The sequence below is a fragment of the Streptomyces sp. NPDC047043 genome, from assembly GCF_040644055.1.
In the GTDB taxonomy this organism is placed as follows: Bacteria; Actinomycetota; Actinomycetes; order Streptomycetales; family Streptomycetaceae; genus Streptomyces.
Window position 1 is genome coordinate 34,938 of sequence record NZ_JBEYVO010000041.1, and the last position, 18,592, is coordinate 53,529.

The window sequence follows — 18,592 nt, forward strand, 5'->3', positions numbered from 1 at the left end:
TAAAACGGGAGAGATCCATGCCGGAGACCAGCCCCAGGGGCCTCACCAGGCTCGCCTTCGGTGGGGACTACAACCCCGAGCAGTGGCCGGAAAGCGTCTGGCACGAGGACGTCCGGCTGATGCGGGAAGCCGGCGTGACCATGGTGAGTGTCGGGATCTTCTCCTGGGCGCTGCTGGAGCCCTCACCCGGGGTGTACGACTTCGGCTGGCTCGACCGCCTCTTCGACCTGCTGCACGAGCACGGCATACGCGTCGACCTGGGCACCCCCACCGTCTGCCCGCCCGCCTGGTTCTACCGCGCCCACCCCGACGCGCTGCCGGTGAGCCGGGAGGGCGTGCGCTACGAGTTCGGCTCCCGCGCCGCCATCTGCCACAGCAACGCCGACTACCGTGCAGCCGCGGCGGCCGTCACCACGCAGCTCGCCGAGCGCTACGGCGACCACCCCGCCCTCGCGATGTGGCACGTGCACAACGAGTACGGTGTCCCCGTCTCGGCCTGCTACTGCGACTCCTGCGCCGCCCACTTCCGCCGCTGGCTGCAGTCGGCGTACGAGACCGTCGAAGCCGTCAACGAGGCCTGGGGAACGGCCTTCTGGGGCCAGCGCTACGCCGGCTTCGAGCAGATCAACCCGCCGCGCGCCACCCCGACGGCCGTCAACCCGGCCCAGGCGCTGGACTACAAGCGTTTCGCCGACGCCACCATGCGCGAGAACTTCGTGACGGAGCGGGACATCCTGCACCGCCTCTCGCCGGGCGTCCCGGTCACGACGAACTTCATGACCGCCCTCAGCCAGTGCGACTCCGTGGACTACTGGGCCTGGGGCAGCGAGGTCGACCTCGTCACCAACGACCACTACCTGATCACCGACGGCCGCCGCACCCATGTCAACCTCGCGATGGCCGCCGACCTGACCCGTTCGGTCGCGGGCGGTGCTCCGTGGCTGCTGCTCGAGCACTCCACCTCGGGCGTCAACTGGCAGCCCCGCAACCCCGCCAAGGCCCCCGGCCAGATGGCCCGCAACTCGCTGGCGCACGTGGCCCGCGGCTCCGACGGCGCCATGTTCTTCCAGTGGCGGCAGTCCCGGCGCGGCGCCGAGAAGTTCCACTCGGCGATGCTCCCGCACGGCGGCACCGACACCCGCGTATGGCGCGAGGTCGTCGAACTCGGCGCATCGCTCGACTCGTTGAGCACGATCCGCGGCACCCGCACCCGGGCCGACGTGGCGGTCCTGTGGGACTGGCACTCCTGGTGGGCGCAGAACCTCGAATGGCGCCCCAGCGAGGACCACGACGCACGCGAGCGCGCCGACGCCTTCTACGAGGTCCTCTACGACCGCCACCTCACGGTCGACTTCGCCCACCCGGAAACCGACTTGTCGGTCTATCCCCTTGTCGTCGTGCCCGCCCTGTACCTGATGACGGAGGCGGCCGGGAACAACCTCAAGGAGTACGTCGAGAACGGCGGCACCCTCGTCGTGTCGTACTTCTCCGGCATCGTCGACGAGCACGACGCCGTCCACGAGGGCGCCTACCCGGGGGCGCTCAGGGACGTGCTCGGCCTCACGGTCGAGGAGTTCTCGCCGCTGCTGCCGGACCAACTGGTGCGCATCACCGGCCCCGACGGCTCCGAGCTCAGCGGCGACGTGTGGACGGAGTTCGTCGTCCCGCGCGGTGCCGAGACCGTGTGGACCTACGCCGACGGCCTCACCGCCGGCCATCCCGCCGTCACCCGCCACCGCCTCGGCGAGGGCACCGCCTGGTACGTCTCCACCCGCCTCGGCGCCGAGGGGTTGGACGCCCTGCTCGGCTGGGCGATCGAGGACGCGCGTGTCGCGCCGCGCGCCGACCTGCCCCGGGACGTCGAAGTCGTGCGCCGCACCGGCGAGTCGGGCAGCTACCTGTTCGCGATCAACCACACCGCGTCGGATGCCAAGGTGCCGCTGGACGTATCCGGCACCGAGCTGCTGACCGGCGAACGCGCCGCGGGCCGCCTCGCGGTCCCCGCCGGAGCCGTCCGGGTCGTACGACTCGACGGCTGAACCGACTCCCCTTCGCCCGCGTGTGCCACGAGAGCCGCGGGTGGAGGGGCCCTCCCTCCGCACCCACCGGAGGGACACCCCCATCCTCAGGGGATCTCCCCATCCCCATTCGTCGAAGGGACGACGGACGACGATGTTCCATCCCAGACGCACGCTCAGGGCCCTGCTGCTGCCGCTCGTGGCCGGGCTCGCCCTGGTCGCCCTGCCCGCACCCAGCGCGCAGGCGGCCAGCACGCTCACCAACGGCGGCTTCGAGTCGGACGGTGCGGGCGTTGCCGGCCCCACCGGCTGGTCGGAGTACGGCGACACGGGCGCCTCGTACACCGAGTCCGGTGGCCACAGCGGCAGTTACCGCCTGTCCCAGTACGCGTCCTCCGCGTACAAGGTGGAGACGTACCAGTACCTGTCGGGGCTGACCAACGGCAACCACACGCTCACCGCCTGGGTCCGCTCCAGCGGCGGGCAGAACTCGGCCTACATATCCCTGAAGAACTGCGGCAGTTCGGAACAGAGGACCGATCTGCCGGTCTCCACCAGCAGCTGGGTCCGCATCGTCACGTCGATCAATGTGACGAACAACCAGTGCACGATCAGCATCAACAGTGACGCCAACGCCGGCAACTGGATCAATGTTGACGACCTGACCTTCGCATCAGGATCAACCGGACTGTCCGTCAAGGGCGCCGACATATCGTCCCTCGCCAAGAGCGAGGCCCTCGGCGGCGTCTACAAGACCAGCTCCGGCACCGCCGGCGACGCGGTCACCATCCTGAAGAACGCCGGCATGAACTACGCGCGCCTGAAGGTGTGGGTCAACCCCGCCGACGGCTACAACAACAAGACGCGCGTGCTGGCCATGGCCAAGCGCATCAAGGCGGCCGGCATGAAGCTGCTGGTCGACTTCCACTACTCGGACAAGTGGGCCGACCCGGGCGCCCAGAGCAAGCCCGCCGCCTGGTCCGGCCACAGCTACAGCCAGCTGAAGACGGACGTGTACAACCACACGTACGACGTGCTCAACGCGCTCAAGTCCCAGGGCACCACCGCCGACATGGTCCAGGTCGGCAACGAGATCAACGGCGGCATGCTGTGGTCCGAGGGCTCCACGGACAACTGGTCGCAGCTCGCCGGCCTGATCAACTCCGGCTACAGCGCGGTCAAGGCGGTCTCCTCGGGCACCCAGGTCGCACTGCACCTGGCCAACGCCGGTGACGACTCCACCGTCCGCTGGTGGTTCGACAACGCCAAGACGTACGGCATCAACTACGACGTGATCGGCCTGTCGTACTACGGCTACTGGCACGGCTCGCTGGCCGCGGCCCAGACCACCCTGGACGACGTGGCCTCGCGCTACAGCAAGCCCGTCTTCATCGCGGAGACGGCCTACCCGTTCACCCTCGCCCAGGACGACTCCCTGGAGAACCAGATCGACACCACCGGCGAACTGGTCACCGGCTACCCGGCCACCTCGGCGGGGCAGCTGGCGTGGATGAACGCGGTCGCCAACATCGTGGAGGCCGTCCCCAACGGCCGTGGCCTCGGCGTCTTCTACTGGGAGGCGACCTGGACCGCGGTCGCCGGCAACGGCTGGGACCCGACCGACTCCACCTCCGGCAACGGCTGGGAGAACCAGGCCCTGTTCGGCTACGACGACAAGGCGCTCCCGGCGATGGCGTGGTTCAGCCACCGCTGAACCGCGAGGAGAGGGCCCGGCCGCAGGGGAGCGGTCGGGCCCTCGCCCTTTGTTCCCGGCGATGGGGCCGAACGGCCCTGTGTTCATTGGGCCGTTCGGTCCCGGACAAGGGTCGCCGAGTCCCGGACACGGCGGCGTCGACTGCGGGAGAGTGGGAAGACGCGGTTTGCGGTGGTCCGTCCGGAGAGGGGGACGACATGCTCAGGACTCCCGTCAGCGAGAAGCGCCTGGACATCCTGGAGTGGCTGAAGGATCCGGCGGCGCACTTCCCGCCGCAGCCGCACGGCGACCTCGTCGAGGACGGCGTCACCGCGGACGCCGTCGCCGCCAAGCTCGGCGTGCCCCGCGCGGTCGCCTGCACCCACCTCGAACTCCTCACCGGCATCGGCCTGCTGCGCACGCGCAGGATCCGCCGGCGCACCTACTACCGGCGCGACGAGATACGCATCGCCGAGGTGGCCCGCATGTTCGAGAAGGGCTGGTAGGCCACCCTAGGAGCGCAGGGCCGACGGTCCTGGCCCGTGGTCCGTCGGTTCCGGTGCCGTCGGGTCCGGCGGCGGGTCGAGGTGCCCGAGCCGCTCGCACAGGATCCGGCCCAGCAGCGCGCCGCCGTAGACGACGAACCCCACACCGACGAGCCAGGACTCCACCACCAGGACGGTGCCGACCGGGCCGTAGCTGATCGCGTTGGTGACCAGCAGCGGGGTGAACACCAGGTACGAGAAGCCGCGCAGGCCGACCAGGCCCGCCATCGTGGCGAGCGCGCCGGGCAGCAGATAGCGCCAGGGCACCTGGCGGCTGAGCAGAAAGTGCGGCCCCCACCAGAAGAACAGCAGGCCGACGCCCATGCTCAGCAGGATGCGGGGCGGACCCTCCAGCACGGTGCGGGTCTGGACCTGCGCGTACAGGTATCCCATGAGCATGACCAGCCAGACCGCGTGCCGCCAGATCCGGTGCCAGGGAGCGGCGGCCGTCTTCCAGATCCGCTCGTAGCCGTTCTGCATGCTCGACGCGAAGGACATGCCGAACAGCGCGAGCAGCACGACGCTCAGCGCACTGGTGGTGCTGATCACCTGGCGGGTCGGGCCGAAGACATGCGCGAGCGCGTCGGCGGACCGTCCGGACAGGGCCATGCCGTCCACCAGCCACAGCGCGAACCCGCCGTGCCCCAGCGGATCGGCCGCCGCCACCAGGATCAGCAGCGGCGCCAACGTGACCAGGGCGAGCGTGGCGAAGCCCATGGCCCGGTGCAGCAGCTCCAGCTCCTTGCCGCGCCGGTGCAACTCGGTGAGCCCCAGCCGGTGCCAGACGGCCGACCGCGACATGGGGACCACCCCTTCCTCCGGCCCGGAGCTACCGGTGGTGGTGTCCTGAGTGGCCAGGAATACGTCCCGGTAAACCTGATCGGGTGACGCGGCACCCGGCGGGCATGCGTATGCATGCCAGCATGAACTGTCCCGGCCTCGACGAGGAGGTTTTCATGGACCGTCCCAGTGAACTCGTCCCGCTTCGGTACGTCGCCATCGGCGGCCGCGGCCCCGAGGACGTCGTATCCGACGCCCGCGGCCGTGTGCTGACCGGAGTGGAGGACGGCCGCATCCTGCGCATCGACGGCCTGACGGGCGATGCGCCCGCCCGCGTCGAAGTGCTCGCCGAAACGGGAGGGCGGCCGCTCGGCCTCGAACTCCTCCCGGACGACGCCCTGTTGGTGTGCGACGCCGAACTCGGGCTGCTGCGCGTCGACCTCCGAGAGGGCTTCGTGCGCATCCTCGCCGACTCGGTGGCGGGGGAGAGGCTGCGGTTCTGCAGCAACGCGGTCGCCCTGTCCGACGGGAGCATCTGCTTCACCGTCTCCAGCCGCCGCTACCCCCTGGACCAGTGGATCGGCGACATCGTCGAACACACCGGAACCGGCCGCCTGCTGCGCCTGGCGCCCGGCAGCGAAAACCCCGAAGTCCTCCTGGAGGGGCTCCAGTTCGCCAATGGACTCGCCCTGAGCGCCGACGAATCGTTCCTGGCCGTCGCCGAGACCGGCGCCCGCCGGCTGACCCGCTACTGGCTGACCGGTCCGAGCGCGGGACGCAGCGAACCGCTCGCCGAGAACCTGCCGGGCATGCCCGACAACATCTGGCGCGGCTCACCCGACGGCCCGATCTGGGTCTCCCTCGCCGGCCCCCGCATCCCCCCGCTCGACCTGCTGCACCGCACCGCCCCCGCCGTCCGCGGCGCGGCCGCCCGTATCGCCGTCCACGCCCCCTATCGCCCCACCGGCGGCATCGGCGTCCTGGCGGTCGACGACCAGGGGGAGACCGTCCACCACCTCGCCCGCCGCCGCTCCGGCTTCCGCATGGTGACCAGCGTCTGCGAGGCGGACGGACACCTGGTCCTGGGGAGCCTGTGGGAGCGGGGCATCGCGGTGTGCGAGCGCCCCGCCCCGAAATGACCCCGCTCCGGGCCGGGCGCTACCCTGTAGCCCGGCCGCGACCACCACATCGCGGCGCGGCGGTGGGGCCCGCCGTACCCGAACCGCGGCAGTGGTGCCGCCAACGGTCCCTACTTGCGAAGGAGCGGCGCCCGCACGCCCGGGCCCCGGCGAGTAGGAGACGTACGACCATGACAGCCCCGGAAGCCGAGAGCCTGCGCGCCGGTCCCCGCACCCCGCGGCGCTCCGCCTGGCGCGCCCAGGCCCCTGTCGTCGCGGTGGTCGCAGTCGGCGGCGCCGCCGGCGCCACCGCCCGCTACGCGCTGTCCCTGTGGTGGCCGACCCAGCCCGGCGGCTTTCCGTGGGCCACCTTCTGGACCAACGTCGTCGGCTGCGCGGTGATCGGCCTGTTCATGGTGGTCATCACCGATGTGTGGGCCGCCCACCGCCTGGTACGCCCCTTCTTCGGCACCGGCGTGCTCGGCGGCTTCACCACCTTCTCCACCTACGCCGTCGACATCCAGCAGCTGGTCGACTCCGGCCACCCCCGCACCGGGCTGGCCTACCTCGCCGCGACCCTGCTCGCGGCCCTCACCGCGGTGTGGCTCGCGGTCGCCGCCGCCCGCCGTGTCCTGAAGTGGAGGCAGCCATGACGAGGCTGACCGGCAGCGCCCTGCGCGTGACCGTCTTCATCGGCGAGAACGACACCTGGCACCACAAGCCCCTCTACTCCGAGATCGTCCACCGTGCCCACATGGCAGGCCTCGCCGGCGCCAGCGTCTTCCGCGGCATCGAGGGCTTCGGCGCCTCCTCCCTGATCCACACCTCGCGGCTGCTGTCCCTGAGCGAGGACCTGCCGGTCGCGATCGTCATCGTGGACACCGACGAGCGCGTGCGCGCCTTCCTGCCCCAGCTCGACGAACTCGTCGGCGAGGGCCTGGTCATCCTCGACGACTGCGAGGTCATCAGGTATGTCGGCCGCGAGGATAATCCCGGCAGAACGGACGCGAAGGGTAAGAAGTCGTTGTGAACTGGCTGTTGGTCGTCGCGGGCGCCATGGTGGGCGCCCCGCTGCGCTACCTCACCGACCGCGCGGTCCAGTCGAGACACGACTCGGTCTTCCCCTGGGGCACCTTCGCGGTGAACGTCACCGGCTGCCTGATCCTGGGCCTGCTGACCGGCGCTGCGGCCGAGGGCGCCGCCGGAGCCCACCTCCGCCTCCTGCTCGGCACCGGCCTGTGCGGGGCCCTGACGACGTACTCGACGTTCTCGTACGAGACCCTGCGGCTGACCGAGACCGGGGCGGGGCTCTACGCTGCCGCCAACGTCCTCGGGAGCGTGACGGCGGGCCTCGGCGCCGCCTTCGTCGGGGTGTCGATCGCCCAGGCGCTCTGGGCGTAGTCACCCGGATCACACCCGCGCGTAGTAAGACTGTCTACAGCACTGTCGACCAACTCTGCAGAACTGGATCCCATGAGCGTCATTAACGTCGGTCAGGCCGTCGTCCTCGGAGCCGTCGAGGGGGTGACCGAGTTCCTGCCCGTCTCCTCCACCGGACATCTGAAGATCACCGAGGGGCTGATGGGTATCCCCGTGGACAACGACGCCGTCGTCGGCTTCTCGGCCGTCATCCAGGTCGGTGCGATCGCCGCCGTGCTCGTGTACTTCTTCAAGGACATCGTGCGGATCGTCTCCGCGTGGGGCCGCGGCCTGGTCAACAAGCACGAGCGCTACCACCACGACTACAAGTTCGCCTGGTGGGTGATCGCCGCGACCGTCCCGATCGTGGCGGTCGGCCTCGCCGCCAAGTCGCTCATCGAGGGCCCCCTCGCCTCCCTGTGGGTGGTCGCCGGCTCGCTGCTCGTCGGCAGTGGCGTGATGTGGGCGGCGGACCAGATGGGCCGGCACAAGCGCGGTGAGGACGACACCACGTTCAAGGACGCCATGCTGGTGGGCAGCTCGCAGATCCTCGCCCTGCTCTTCCCCGGCTTCTCCCGCTCCGGCGCCACCATGTCCACGGCCCTCATCCTCGACCTGGACCGCGTCGCCGCCACCCGCCTGTCCTTCTTCCTCGGCATCCCCGCCCTGACCGGCGCAGGCCTCTACGAGCTCAAGGACGCCCTCGGCACGGGCGTGGGCGCCGCCCCGCTCGCCGTCGGCACGATCGTCTCCTTCGTCGTCGCCTACGCCTCCATCGCCTGGCTGCTGAAGTTCGTCGCCAAGCACTCCTTCAACGCCTTCGTCGTCTACCGGATCATCGTCGGCGTACTGCTCCTGGGCCTGCTGAGCACGGGAGCCCTCAGCAGCTGACCCCGGTCCCCAGAAGCGGCGGACGCGTGAAGGTCGCCGGGCTGGGGACTTGGCCTTCAGGCCGGGTTCAGCTGCGATCCCCTGGGGGGCTGTCCCGGTCAGGCTCCTCTGGTTCAGCCAACGAGCCGGGGGAGCCGCCCGTGCGGTCAGTCCACGCTGCCCTGCTCGCACACCCGCCGGGCGACCTCACGGAGCTTGATGTTGTTCTCCTGCGAGAAGCGGCGCAGGGTCTCGAACGCCTGCTTCTCGGTGAGGTTGTGGGCGCCCATGAGGATGCCCATGGCCTCGCCGATGACGTGGCGGGTGGCGACGGCGTGTTCCATCTGGGCGTGGGTGCGGGCGCTGGAGAAGGCGATCGCGGCATGCGAGGCCAGCAGCCAGCCGGCCAGTTCGCTGGCATCGGTGAAGACGCCGGGGTTGCGGGAGTAGATGTTCAGCGCGCCGAGCTCTTCGTCCTCGGTGTACAGCAGGAAGCCCATCATGCTGCCCACGCCGAGCTCGCGAGCCCGGGGCGCGTAGCCGGGCCAGGCCGGCTGCTCCCGGGTGAAGTCCGCGATACGGAAGACCCGCTCTCCGTCCACGGTGCGGGCGGCGTCGAAGCATGGTCCCTCGCCCAGTTGCTCCTGCAGCCGGTCGCTGTCGACGACCAGCTGCTCCGTGGGGGCCAGCGTTTCCACCTTCTTGCCGTGGAGCATCAGAATGCCGGCCGCGTCGCAGCCCTCCACCAGTTCTGTGGCCGAGTGCGTGATCCGTTCCAGTGTGGCGCCGACCGACTCCTGGGCGAGGAGATCCCGGGCCATCGACGCCATCTGCTGCGCGAACCGGCCCCAGTCCATGGCGTCCTCCGCATCTCGGTTCGTCCGGTCAGGAGTCCGTCTACCCAGCCTTGCACGCAAGCTTCACGGTGTGCAGCGGGCCATCCTTGGGCCGCAGGGGGAGACATCCCTTGACAGTTCCTGCCCGTCACCCGCAGGATCACTCCCGTGAACCTGTCAGACAGCAAGACAGCCAGTCAGGGTCCGCGGCGTATCAGCGCCATGGAAGCGGTCCTGGCACATCTGCGCGACGCCATCGAGCGCGGCGACTACGCCGTGGGGGACAAGCTGCCCTCCGAGGCGGAGCTCTGCCGCACCCTGGAGGTCAGCCGGCCCGTGCTGCGCGAGGCCCTCCGGGCCCTGCAGACGATGGGCCTGACCGTCTCCAAGACCGGCAAGGGCACCTTCGTCGTCGCCAACGCCGTCGAGGACCCCACCTTCGGCGACTACGCGGCCAGCGACCTGCTGGAAGTGCGCCGTCACGTGGAGATCCCGGTGGCGGGCTACGCGGCCGTGCGCCGCACGCCCGAGGACTTGGACCACCTGGCGCACCTGCTGGAGCGCATGGAACGGGAGACCGACACCACCTCCTGGGTCGCGCTGGACTCGCTGTTCCACCTCGCCGTCGCCCAGGCCGCCCAGAACCCGGTCTTCCGCCGGGTCATCGAGGAGATCCGGGACGCACTGGCGCGTCAGTCGGCCTTCCTCAACGAACTGGGCGGCCGCCGCGAGCAGTCCAACCGCGAGCACCGGGCGATCGTCGAGGCCCTGATGGACGGTTCCGAGCTCGACGCCGTGGAGGCCATGGCCCACCACTTGGACCGCGTCGAGACGACCCTCACCGACATCGTGCGCCCCCCGCGCACGGACATCCCCACGGAAGGCGGACCCGAGGCGTGAGCGAGCAGCACCTCAAAGAAGAGACACGCACACCGGCCGCACATGTCGACGCAGGCGACGCGGGCTACAGCAAGTCCCTGAAGTCCCGGCACGTCAACATGATCGCCATCGGCGGCGCGATCGGCACCGGTCTCTTCCTCGGCGCAGGCGGCCGCCTCGCCGACGCCGGCCCGTCCCTGTTCATCGCCTACGCGGTCTGCGGCATCTTCGCCTTCCTGGTCGTGCGCGCCCTCGGCGAACTCGTCCTGTACCGGCCCTCGTCCGGCGCCTTCGTGTCGTACGCCCGCGAGTTCCTGGGCGAGAAGGGCGCCTATGTCGCGGGCTGGATGTACTTCCTGAACTGGGCCACCACCGGCATCGCCGACATCACCGCGGTGGCCGTCTACACCCACTACTGGGGCATGTTCTCCGACATCCCGCAGTGGGTAATCGCGCTCATCGCGCTCGCCGTCGTCCTCACCGTGAACCTCATCTCGGTGAGGATGTTCGGAGAGCTGGAGTTCTGGTTCGCCATCATCAAGGTGGGCGCGCTCGTGGCGTTCATGCTGATCGGCATCTTCCTGCTGGGCACCCAGCACCAGGTCGACGGGCACAGCCCCGGCCCGGCCCTGATCACCGACAACGGCGGCGTCTTCCCCAACGGCATGCTGCCCATGCTGCTGATCATCCAGGGCGTCGTCTTCGCCTACGCCTCCGTCGAGCTGGTCGGCGTCGCCGCCGGCGAGACCGAGAACCCCGAGAAGATCATGCCGAAGGCGATCAACTCGATCATGTGGCGCGTCGGCCTCTTCTACGTCGGCTCGGTGCTCCTGCTGTCGATGCTGCTGCCCTGGAACAAGTACAGCGCCGCCGAGAGCCCCTTCGTGACCGTGCTGTCCAACATCGGCATTCCCGCGGCCGGCGGCGTGATGAACCTCGTCGTCCTCACCGCGGCCATGTCCTCGCTCAACTCCGGCCTGTACTCCACCGGCCGCATCCTGCGCTCCATGGCGATGTCCGGCTCCGCCCCCAAGTTCACCTCGGTGATGAGCCGCAGCCAGGTCCCGTACGGCGGCATCCTGCTCACCAGCGGTATCTGTGTCCTGGGCGTCGGCCTCAACTACGTGGTCCCGGCGGACGCCTTCGAGATCGTCCTGAACTTCGCGGCGATCGGCATCCTCTCCACCTGGGGCATGATCATGATCTGTCATCTCCTCTTCTGGCAGAAGACCCAGAAGGGCGAGCTGACCCGCCCGGGCTACCGCCTGCCGGGCTCCCCCTGGACCGAACTCGTGACGCTGGCCTTCCTCGCCTCCGTCCTGGTCCTCATGTACGCCGACGGAGGCGCCGGCCGCACCACCGTGCTGTGCCTGCCGCTCATCGTCGGAGCCCTGGTCGGCGGATGGTTCGGCATCCGCGGCCGGGTCGCCCGCAAGGCCGGCGAGACCCAACCCACGACCGGAACCGGCGCGTGATTCGCGCGCTCCCTGACAAGAGGCAGTGATGTTCAGCAGTTCTGTCGCGGACCCACCCCTTATCCGCGAGCCCCTCCACGCCCCCGTCGCCCACCTGATACGCGGCGGGGTCGTGGAGGGCATCCACTACGGCTCCGTCGTCGTCCTCGACACCGACGGGCAGGTCCAGTTCCAACTCGGCGACATCGAGGCCGCCTTCTACCCCCGGTCGGCCCTCAAGCCCGTCCAGGCCGTCGCCATGGCCCGGGCCGGCCTCCCGCTCGACGGCGACCTCCTCTCACTCACCGCGGCCAGCCACTCCGGCGAGGAACGCCACCTCGCCGGCACCCGGCGCATCCTCGAGCTCGCCGGGCTCACCGAGGACCGTCTGCGCAACGTGCCGGACCTGCCGTACGACCCGGCCGTCCGGGACGACTGGATCCGGGCCGGCCGCCTGCCCTCGCGGCTCGCGCAGAACTGCTCGGGCAAGCACGCGGCGATGCTCTACACCTGCGTGCTCAACGGCTGGTCCCTGGACGACTACCTCGACCCCGAGCACCCCCTCCAGCAGGCGATCGCGGAGATCGTCGAGGACCTCACCGGGCAGCGCATCGCCCAGGTGACCGTCGACGGCTGCGGCGCACCCCTGTTCTCCATCTCCCTGCACGGTCTTGCACGGGCCGCCGCCCGAATCACCACGGCCGTCGCCGGTACGCCGGAGGCACGGGTCGCCGACGCGATGCGTGAGCACGCCGAGATGGCCTCCGGGGCCGGGCGGGACGTGGCGGAGCTGATGCGGGCCGTGCCGGGGCTGCTGTCCAAGGACGGGTTCGAGGGCGTTCAGGTCGCGGCCCTTGCCGATGGGCGGACCGTTGCCGTGAAGATCGCCGACGGGGCCAACCGGGCGCGTGTTCCGGTGACCGCGGCGGCGCTCGCGCGGGCCGGCGTGGATCCCTCGCTGCTCGCGGAGTTCGCGGGGGAGCCGTTGCTCGGCGGAGGCGAGCCGGTGGGTTGCGTGCGGCCGGTGCGTGCCCTTGACCCGGTTCCGCTGACCGTCTGTGCGTAGCACCTGGATTGATCGGTTGTTCCGGATCTGCGGGCCCGTTGTGGCCGGTCGTGCCCACACGGCGTCAGCCGCAGATCAACAACGTCCCGCGCCCCTGAAGACAAAGACAGGGCGCTCACCCTCACCCCTTCTGAAAGAGGACCCGCACCCTCATGACGACCGCTGCCACCCGTAGCGAACACGACCTGCTCGGCGACCGCGACATCCCCGCCGATGCCTACTGGGGCGTGCACACCCTGCGTGCCACGGAGAACTTCCCCATCACCGGCGCCACCATCTCCGCCTACCCGCACCTGATCGACGCCCTCGCCGCCGTCAAGGAGGCCGCCGCTCTCGCCAACGAGGAGCTCGGGCTGCTGGCGCCGGAGAAGGCCGCCGCGATCGTCGAGGCCTGCCGGGAGATCCGGGACGGCAAGCTGCACGAGCAGTTCGTCGTCGACGTCATCCAGGGCGGCGCCGGCACCTCGACCAACATGAACGCCAACGAGGTCGTCGCCAACCGGGCGTTGGAGTTGATGGGGCACGAGAAGGGCCAGTACCGGTTCCTGCACCCCAACGAGGACGTCAACCTGGGGCAGTCGACCAATGATGTCTATCCGACCGCCGTCAAGATAGCGACGGTCTTTGCGGTACGTGGACTGCTCAAGGCAATGGCTGTACTGCAGGACTCCTTCGCCCGTAAGGCCGTCGAGTTCCGCGATGTGCTCAAGATGGGCCGTACACAGTTGCAGGACGCGGTGCCGATGACGCTCGGTCAAGAGTTCTCCGCGTATGCCGTCATGATTGACGAGGACCGTAACCGTCTTGACGAGGCCGTCCAGTTGATCCATGAGATCAACCTCGGCGCCACGGCCATCGGCACCGGACTCAACGCCCCCGCCGGATACGCCGAGTCGGCCCGCCGCCACCTCGCCGCCATCACCGGGCTGCCGCTGGTCACCGCCGCCAACCTGGTCGAGGCCACCCAGGACTGCGGCGCGTTCGTCCAGATGTCCGGCGTGCTCAAGCGGATCGCCGTCAAGCTCTCCAAGAGCTGCAACGACCTGCGCCTGCTGTCGTCGGGGCCGCGCGCGGGCCTCGGCGAGATCAACCTGCCGCCGGTGCAGGCCGGTTCGAGCATCATGCCCGGCAAGGTCAACCCGGTGATCCCCGAGGTCGTCAACCAGGTCGCCTTCGAGGTGATCGGCAACGACGTCACCATCACCATGGCCGCCGAGGCCGGACAGCTCCAGCTCAACGCCTTCGAGCCGATCATCCTGCACTCCCTGTCGGAGTCCATCACCCACCTGCAGAGCGCCTGCGTCACGCTGGCCGAGCGGTGCGTCGACGGCATCACCGCCAACACCGAGGCCCTGCGCGCCACCGTGGAGAACTCCATCGGCCTGGTCACCGCCCTCAACCCGCACATCGGGTACACGGCCGCCACCGACATCGCCAAGGAGGCCCTCGCCACCGGCCGCGGTGTGGCCGAACTCGTCCTGGAGAAGGGCCTGTTGCCCGCGGAGCGGCTGGCCGGGCTGCTGCGCCCGGAGGTGCTCGCCGGCAGCGGTGCGCCGCAGGTGATCTGACGAGGTGTCACTCGCGTGCCGTGCTGGTCGGCCCGGGCAGCCGGACCATTGCGGCACGCGGGTGCCGTCACACCCAGGGATGAATGCGCGACGACCGCCGTGCACCGGCCCCACCGGGCGGTGGCGGTGTTGCACCCCACCTCGGCACCTGCGCTGGTACCGGCTGATCGGCGCAGCCCGGTTCGCCACTCATCGGAAAGTGCTACTAATGCTCATATGGTGAATTCTGCGGCCTTCGAAACGGGCCGTCTCCTGCCCCGGTGAACGACCCCTGTTCTTCCTGCGTCGGGCGGAGTGACGGAATGCTTCGATGAATCCAGGAGAATTCATGCGTGTGGCCGTTACGGGTGGCGGCGGTTTTCTCGGATCGCATCTGTGCGAAACACTTCTCCGACGCGGTGACGAAGTCGTCTGCCTCGACGACTTCTCGACCGGAGACCCCGAGAACGTCGCCCCGTTCATCGGGAATCCGGCATTCGAGCTCGTCCGCACCGATGTCAGCCGGTCGATCGGGGTGGCGGGTGCCGTCGACGCGGTGGCCCACCTGGCGAGCCCGGCCTCGCCCCCCGACTATCTCCGACGCCCGCTGGAAACGCTTGCTGTGGGCAGCCGCGGCACGGAGAACGCACTGCGTCTGGCGACGCACCATGACGCCCGCTTCGTGCTCGCCTCCACGAGCGAGGTCTACGGGGACCCCGAAGTGCACCCGCAGGACGAAACGTACTGGGGGCATGTGAATCCGATCGGACCGCGCAGCGTGTACGACGAGGCGAAAAGGTTCTCCGAGGCAATCACCCAGGCCTACCGGACGCACTGCGGTACGAATACCGGAATCGTTCGGATCTTCAACACCTATGGTCCGCGCATGCGCCCGCACGACGGTCGGGTCGTGTCCAGCTTTGTCGTTCAGGCCCTCGCCGGAGAACCGTTGACCGTCTACGGCGACGGAAAGCAGACGCGCAGTTTCTGCTACGTGGACGACCTGGTACGCGGAATCCTCGCCATGCTCGACCGCGACGAGCCCGGACCGGTGAACCTGGGCAACCCCGTGGAGCTGACCGTGCTCGAACTCGCCGACCGCGTGCTCAAACTGACGGGGTCTCAGGCCGAGGTCCAGTTCCATCCGCTGCCCGTCGACGATCCCACCCGTCGCCGGCCGGTCATCACCCGGGCGTCGGAGCGCCTGGGCTGGCGCCCGGACGTCGGGATCGAGGACGGTCTGCGCCGCACGGTGGAATGGTTCGCCGCCAGACCGGACGACGTCGCCGCCGCACTCGCGGCGATCCGGGGCGGCCAGCAGGCCGGCGTCGCCACGTCCGTACCCGGCCCGTTGCGCGCGACCCCCGCAGCATCGTGACCCAGATGGATCCCGACCTCTCGTCGGGCATCACCCTCGGCTCCACGCTGACCTCGCGGGACAACCCCGGCGACACACTGGAAGCCCATCTGCGGACGCTTTCGGAGGGCAACGTCGTCGACGCACCGGCCGACGGACCCGTGTTCGCCAAACAGCCCAGAGCGCTCGAGCCGCGCCCCGGCGACTGGGTCCCCCGTCTGCGGCGAACGGACCGGATCACGGTGGCGCTGCTCGCTGCGTGCTGGGCGGCCGCCCTGGTCTGCTTCTGGGAGTGGTGGCTGCGCGAGGAGCACCGGGTCGGCTGGCTGGGGTTCGCGGTGAACAGCGCACTGTTGCTGTATCTGTCGCTCCTGCCGCTGTACTTCGTCGTCGCCGTGCTGCGGCTGCGCACCCTCTCCCCGGAGATCGAGGTGTCCCCGCTGCGGACCGCGTTCGTGGTGACGCGGGCGCCGTCGGAGCCCTGGAAGGTGGCCCGCACCACCCTCAGCGCGATGCTGCACCAGGACTTCCCGCACTCGTACGACGTGTGGCTGTGCGACGAGGACCCGGACCAGGAGATCCTCGACTGGTGCGCGGCGAACGGTGTGCGCGTGTCCTGCCGGCGCGGTGTCGCCTCGTACCACCGGGACGTCTGGCCGCGGCGCACCCGGTGCAAGGAGGGCAACCTCGCCCATTTCTACGACCACTGGGGCTACCGGGACTACGACGTGGTGGCCCAGCTCGATGTCGACCACGTTCCCCACCCCCGCTACCTGGCGGAGATGGTCCGCCCGTTCGCCGATCCGGCCATCGGCTACGTGGCCGCACCCAGCGTGTGCGACGCCAACGCCCGTACCTCCTGGTCGGCGCGCGGACGGCTGCACCGCGAGGCCACCTTCCACGGACCCATGCAACTGGGCCACAGCGACGGTCTGGCCCCGCTGTGCATCGGTTCCCACTACGCCGTGCGGACCCGGGCCCTGCGGGACATCGGCGGACTCGGGCCCGAACTGGCCGAGGACTTCTCGACGACTTTCCTGCTCAACTCCGCGGGCTGGCACGGCGCGTTCGCCATCGACGCGGAGGCGCACGGCGACGGCCCCATCACGTTCGCCGCGATGGTGACCCAGGAGTTCCAGTGGTCACGGAGCCTGGTGGTGATGCTGCTCGGCATGCTCCCGAAGCATCTGCGGCGCATGCCCGGCCGGCTCCGGCTCCGGTTCGCGTCCGCCCTGTCGTACTACCCGCTGCTGGCGCTGACCACCACCTGCGGTCTGCTGCTGCCACCGGTCGCCGCGGTCACGGGCATCCCGTGGGTCGACGTCGACTACCTCTCCTTCCTCGGGCACTTCTGGGCCATGTCGTTCTTCCTGGTCCTGCTCACCATGCTGCTGCGTCGGCGCGGACTGCTGCGGCCCGTCGACGCGCCGGTGCTGAGCTGGGAGGGCTGGCTGTTCGCCCTGGCCCGCTGGCCGTACGTCGCCTGCGGAGCCGCCGTCGCCCTGATGCAGCGGCTGCGACCCAAGAACGTCGTCTTCAAGGTCACACCCAAGAGCCGTGACGGGATGGAACCTCTGCCGCTGCGCCTGATGCTGCCCTACCTCCTGATCACCGTCGTCCTCTCCGGCTCGGCCGTGGTCGGGGAGCTGACCGGTCCCGCCGTCGGCTACGTCTTCCTGTGCCTGCTCGGTTCGCTCTCCTACGCCCTGGTCACCCTCGCGGTCGGCACGCTGCACATCCGGGAGACCGCCAGATCGGCCGGCGTCGGCGTGCACCGGGCCCTGCGCACCGCCGCCCTGCCGTTGACCGCGGGTCTCCTCGCCCTCGTGCCTCTGGCCTGGGCCCTGCTGATCTTCCCCGTCTATCTGCGCGGATTCATCACCGGTTGACGCCACCTGCACAAACGGCGTCCCGACCGGATGCCCTTCCCCTGACGGAACGAGGTGCCCCATGCCCGAAACGGTCCTGGTGACCGGTGGCGCAGGTTTCATCGGCAGCCACACCTGCGTCGAACTGCTCACCCACGGCTACGAGGTCGTCGTGGTCGACAACCACGTCAACAGCTCGCCCCACGCCCTGGAGCGCATCACCAAGACCGCGGGCCGGCCGCTCGCCGGTGCCTTCCACGTCGACGTGCGCGACCGGAAGGCCCTCGCGGAGGTCTTCGCCCGCCACCGGGTGGACTCGGTCATCCACTTCGCGGCCCACAAGGCCGTCGGTGAGTCGGTGGCTCATCCGGTCGAGTACTACGACACGAACGTGGGCGGAACCTGCACCCTGCTGTCGGTCATGCGCGAACACCAAGTCCACCGGCTGGTCTTCTCCTCCTCGTGCTCCGTGTACGGCGACGCCCAGACGGTTCCGCTGACCGAGCAGAGCCCCGTGGCACCCACGAACCCCTACGCCCGCACCAAGCTGACGTGCGAGCGGATCCTGGAGGACGTCTGCGCCCACCTGGCAGAGCTGAGGGTGCTCGCGCTGCGCTACTTCAACCCGGTCGGAGCCCACCCGAGCGGCCTGCTCGGCGAGGATCCGCGGGGCGTACCGAACAACGTGATGCCGTACGTCGCCCAGGTCGCCGTGGGACGCCGACAGAAGCTCAGCGTCTTCGGAAACGACTACCCCACACCCGACGGCACCGGCGTTCGCGACTACATCCACGTCATGGACGTCGCGGAGGGACACCGGGTGGCCGTCGAGCACCTGGACGACCGCAGGGGCATGCAGACGTTCAACCTCGGCACCGGGACCGGAACCTCCGTGCTCCAACTGGTCGCCGCCTTCGGCGAGGCGAGCGGCCGCCCGATTCCCTACGAGGTCGTCGACCGCAGGCCGGGCGATGTGGCCGAACTCGTCGCCGATGCGCGCGCGGTGGCTGCGGCCTGGGACTGGACCACCACACGTGATGTCGCCGCCATGTGCCGTGACGCCTGGCGCTTCCAGCAACTCAACCCGGACGGCTACTCCCGCTGACCCAGGGATTCGGTGGCCCGCGAGACAGGAGAACTTG

The 18,592-nt window shown here is 69.7% G+C and carries 17 protein-coding genes; 15 read left to right on the forward strand and 2 right to left on the reverse strand.

Translation table 11 applies throughout. From position 1 onward, the window contains the following. Nucleotides 1-17 precede the first annotated feature (17 nt). From ABZ880_RS45640 to ABZ880_RS45650, 3 genes are all read left to right on the forward strand, one after another. The gene (locus ABZ880_RS45640; protein ID WP_361276702.1) at nucleotides 18-2,039 is read left to right on the forward strand and encodes a beta-galactosidase; all 2,022 of its coding nucleotides are present in this window, start codon (nucleotides 18-20) and stop codon (nucleotides 2,037-2,039) included. Nucleotides 2,040-2,172: 133 nt separating this feature from the next. Continuing rightward, nucleotides 2,173-3,732 (forward strand): glycosyl hydrolase 53 family protein, encoded by a 1,560-nt coding sequence (locus ABZ880_RS45645; protein WP_361276704.1) that lies wholly within the window; start codon nucleotides 2,173-2,175, stop codon nucleotides 3,730-3,732. 197 nt (nucleotides 3,733-3,929) lie between these two features. Further along, the gene (locus ABZ880_RS45650) at nucleotides 3,930-4,217 is read left to right on the forward strand and encodes an ArsR family transcriptional regulator (protein WP_361276706.1); all 288 of its coding nucleotides are present in this window, start codon (nucleotides 3,930-3,932) and stop codon (nucleotides 4,215-4,217) included. Nucleotides 4,218-4,223: 6 nt separating this feature from the next. Here ABZ880_RS45650 and ABZ880_RS45655 read toward each other — a convergent pair whose 3' ends face one another. Further along, complete coding sequence (locus tag ABZ880_RS45655) at nucleotides 4,224-5,057, reverse strand: ribonuclease BN (RefSeq protein ID WP_361276708.1); 834 nt, start codon at nucleotides 5,055-5,057, stop codon at nucleotides 4,224-4,226. Nucleotides 5,058-5,212: 155 nt separating this feature from the next. Here ABZ880_RS45655 and ABZ880_RS45660 point away from each other — a divergent pair, with 155 nt between their 5' ends. From ABZ880_RS45660 to ABZ880_RS45680, 5 genes are all read left to right on the forward strand, one after another. Beyond that, the gene (locus ABZ880_RS45660) at nucleotides 5,213-6,175 is read left to right on the forward strand and encodes an SMP-30/gluconolactonase/LRE family protein (RefSeq protein ID WP_361276710.1); all 963 of its coding nucleotides are present in this window, start codon (nucleotides 5,213-5,215) and stop codon (nucleotides 6,173-6,175) included. Between the two features lie 170 nt (nucleotides 6,176-6,345). Continuing rightward, entirely contained in the window at nucleotides 6,346-6,807 is a 462-nt protein-coding gene (crcB, locus tag ABZ880_RS45665; RefSeq protein WP_361276712.1) for a fluoride efflux transporter CrcB, read from the forward strand. Further along, complete coding sequence (locus tag ABZ880_RS45670) at nucleotides 6,804-7,184, forward strand: DUF190 domain-containing protein (protein WP_361276714.1); 381 nt, start codon at nucleotides 6,804-6,806, stop codon at nucleotides 7,182-7,184. Before crcB (ABZ880_RS45665) ends, ABZ880_RS45670 begins: the two co-directional genes overlap by 4 nt. After that, on the forward strand, nucleotides 7,181-7,555 hold the full coding sequence (gene crcB, locus ABZ880_RS45675) for a fluoride efflux transporter CrcB (RefSeq protein ID WP_361276716.1): 375 nt from the start codon (nucleotides 7,181-7,183) through the stop codon (nucleotides 7,553-7,555). Before ABZ880_RS45670 ends, crcB (ABZ880_RS45675) begins: the two co-directional genes overlap by 4 nt. Before the next feature lie 72 nt (nucleotides 7,556-7,627). Beyond that, nucleotides 7,628-8,464 (forward strand): undecaprenyl-diphosphate phosphatase, encoded by an 837-nt coding sequence (locus ABZ880_RS45680; RefSeq protein WP_361276718.1) that lies wholly within the window; start codon nucleotides 7,628-7,630, stop codon nucleotides 8,462-8,464. Between the two features lie 146 nt (nucleotides 8,465-8,610). On the opposite strand, the gene ABZ880_RS45685 is transcribed toward ABZ880_RS45680, so the two are convergent. Further along, complete coding sequence (locus tag ABZ880_RS45685) at nucleotides 8,611-9,300, reverse strand: GAF and ANTAR domain-containing protein (protein WP_361276720.1); 690 nt, start codon at nucleotides 9,298-9,300, stop codon at nucleotides 8,611-8,613. Between the two features lie 201 nt (nucleotides 9,301-9,501). Between ABZ880_RS45685 and ABZ880_RS45690 the strand changes: the two genes are divergently transcribed. From ABZ880_RS45690 to galE, 7 genes are all read left to right on the forward strand, one after another. After that, nucleotides 9,502-10,179 carry a FadR/GntR family transcriptional regulator gene (locus ABZ880_RS45690; RefSeq protein ID WP_361276831.1) on the forward strand — a complete coding sequence of 226 codons (678 nt, stop codon included), beginning with the start codon at nucleotides 9,502-9,504 and terminating at the stop codon, nucleotides 10,177-10,179. After that, nucleotides 10,176-11,633: an amino acid permease gene (locus ABZ880_RS45695; protein ID WP_361276722.1), complete on the forward strand. Its 1,458-nt coding sequence runs from the start codon at nucleotides 10,176-10,178 to the stop codon at nucleotides 11,631-11,633. The genes ABZ880_RS45690 and ABZ880_RS45695 overlap by 4 nt, the downstream gene beginning before the upstream one ends. A gap of 28 nt (nucleotides 11,634-11,661) precedes the next feature. Further along, nucleotides 11,662-12,678, forward strand: coding sequence for an asparaginase (locus tag ABZ880_RS45700; RefSeq protein WP_361276724.1), 1,017 nt, complete (start codon nucleotides 11,662-11,664; stop codon nucleotides 12,676-12,678). A gap of 152 nt (nucleotides 12,679-12,830) precedes the next feature. Continuing rightward, entirely contained in the window at nucleotides 12,831-14,246 is a 1,416-nt protein-coding gene (aspA, locus tag ABZ880_RS45705) for an aspartate ammonia-lyase (protein ID WP_361276726.1), read from the forward strand. A gap of 328 nt (nucleotides 14,247-14,574) precedes the next feature. Then, nucleotides 14,575-15,603: a UDP-glucuronic acid decarboxylase family protein gene (locus ABZ880_RS45710; RefSeq protein WP_361276728.1), complete on the forward strand. Its 1,029-nt coding sequence runs from the start codon at nucleotides 14,575-14,577 to the stop codon at nucleotides 15,601-15,603. Between the two features lie 5 nt (nucleotides 15,604-15,608). Further along, on the forward strand, nucleotides 15,609-17,471 hold the full coding sequence (locus ABZ880_RS45715) for a glycosyltransferase (protein WP_361276730.1): 1,863 nt from the start codon (nucleotides 15,609-15,611) through the stop codon (nucleotides 17,469-17,471). A 61-nt stretch (nucleotides 17,472-17,532) separates the two neighbouring features. Next, the gene (gene galE / locus ABZ880_RS45720; RefSeq protein ID WP_361276732.1) at nucleotides 17,533-18,555 is read left to right on the forward strand and encodes a UDP-glucose 4-epimerase GalE; all 1,023 of its coding nucleotides are present in this window, start codon (nucleotides 17,533-17,535) and stop codon (nucleotides 18,553-18,555) included. Nucleotides 18,556-18,592 lie beyond the last annotated feature (37 nt).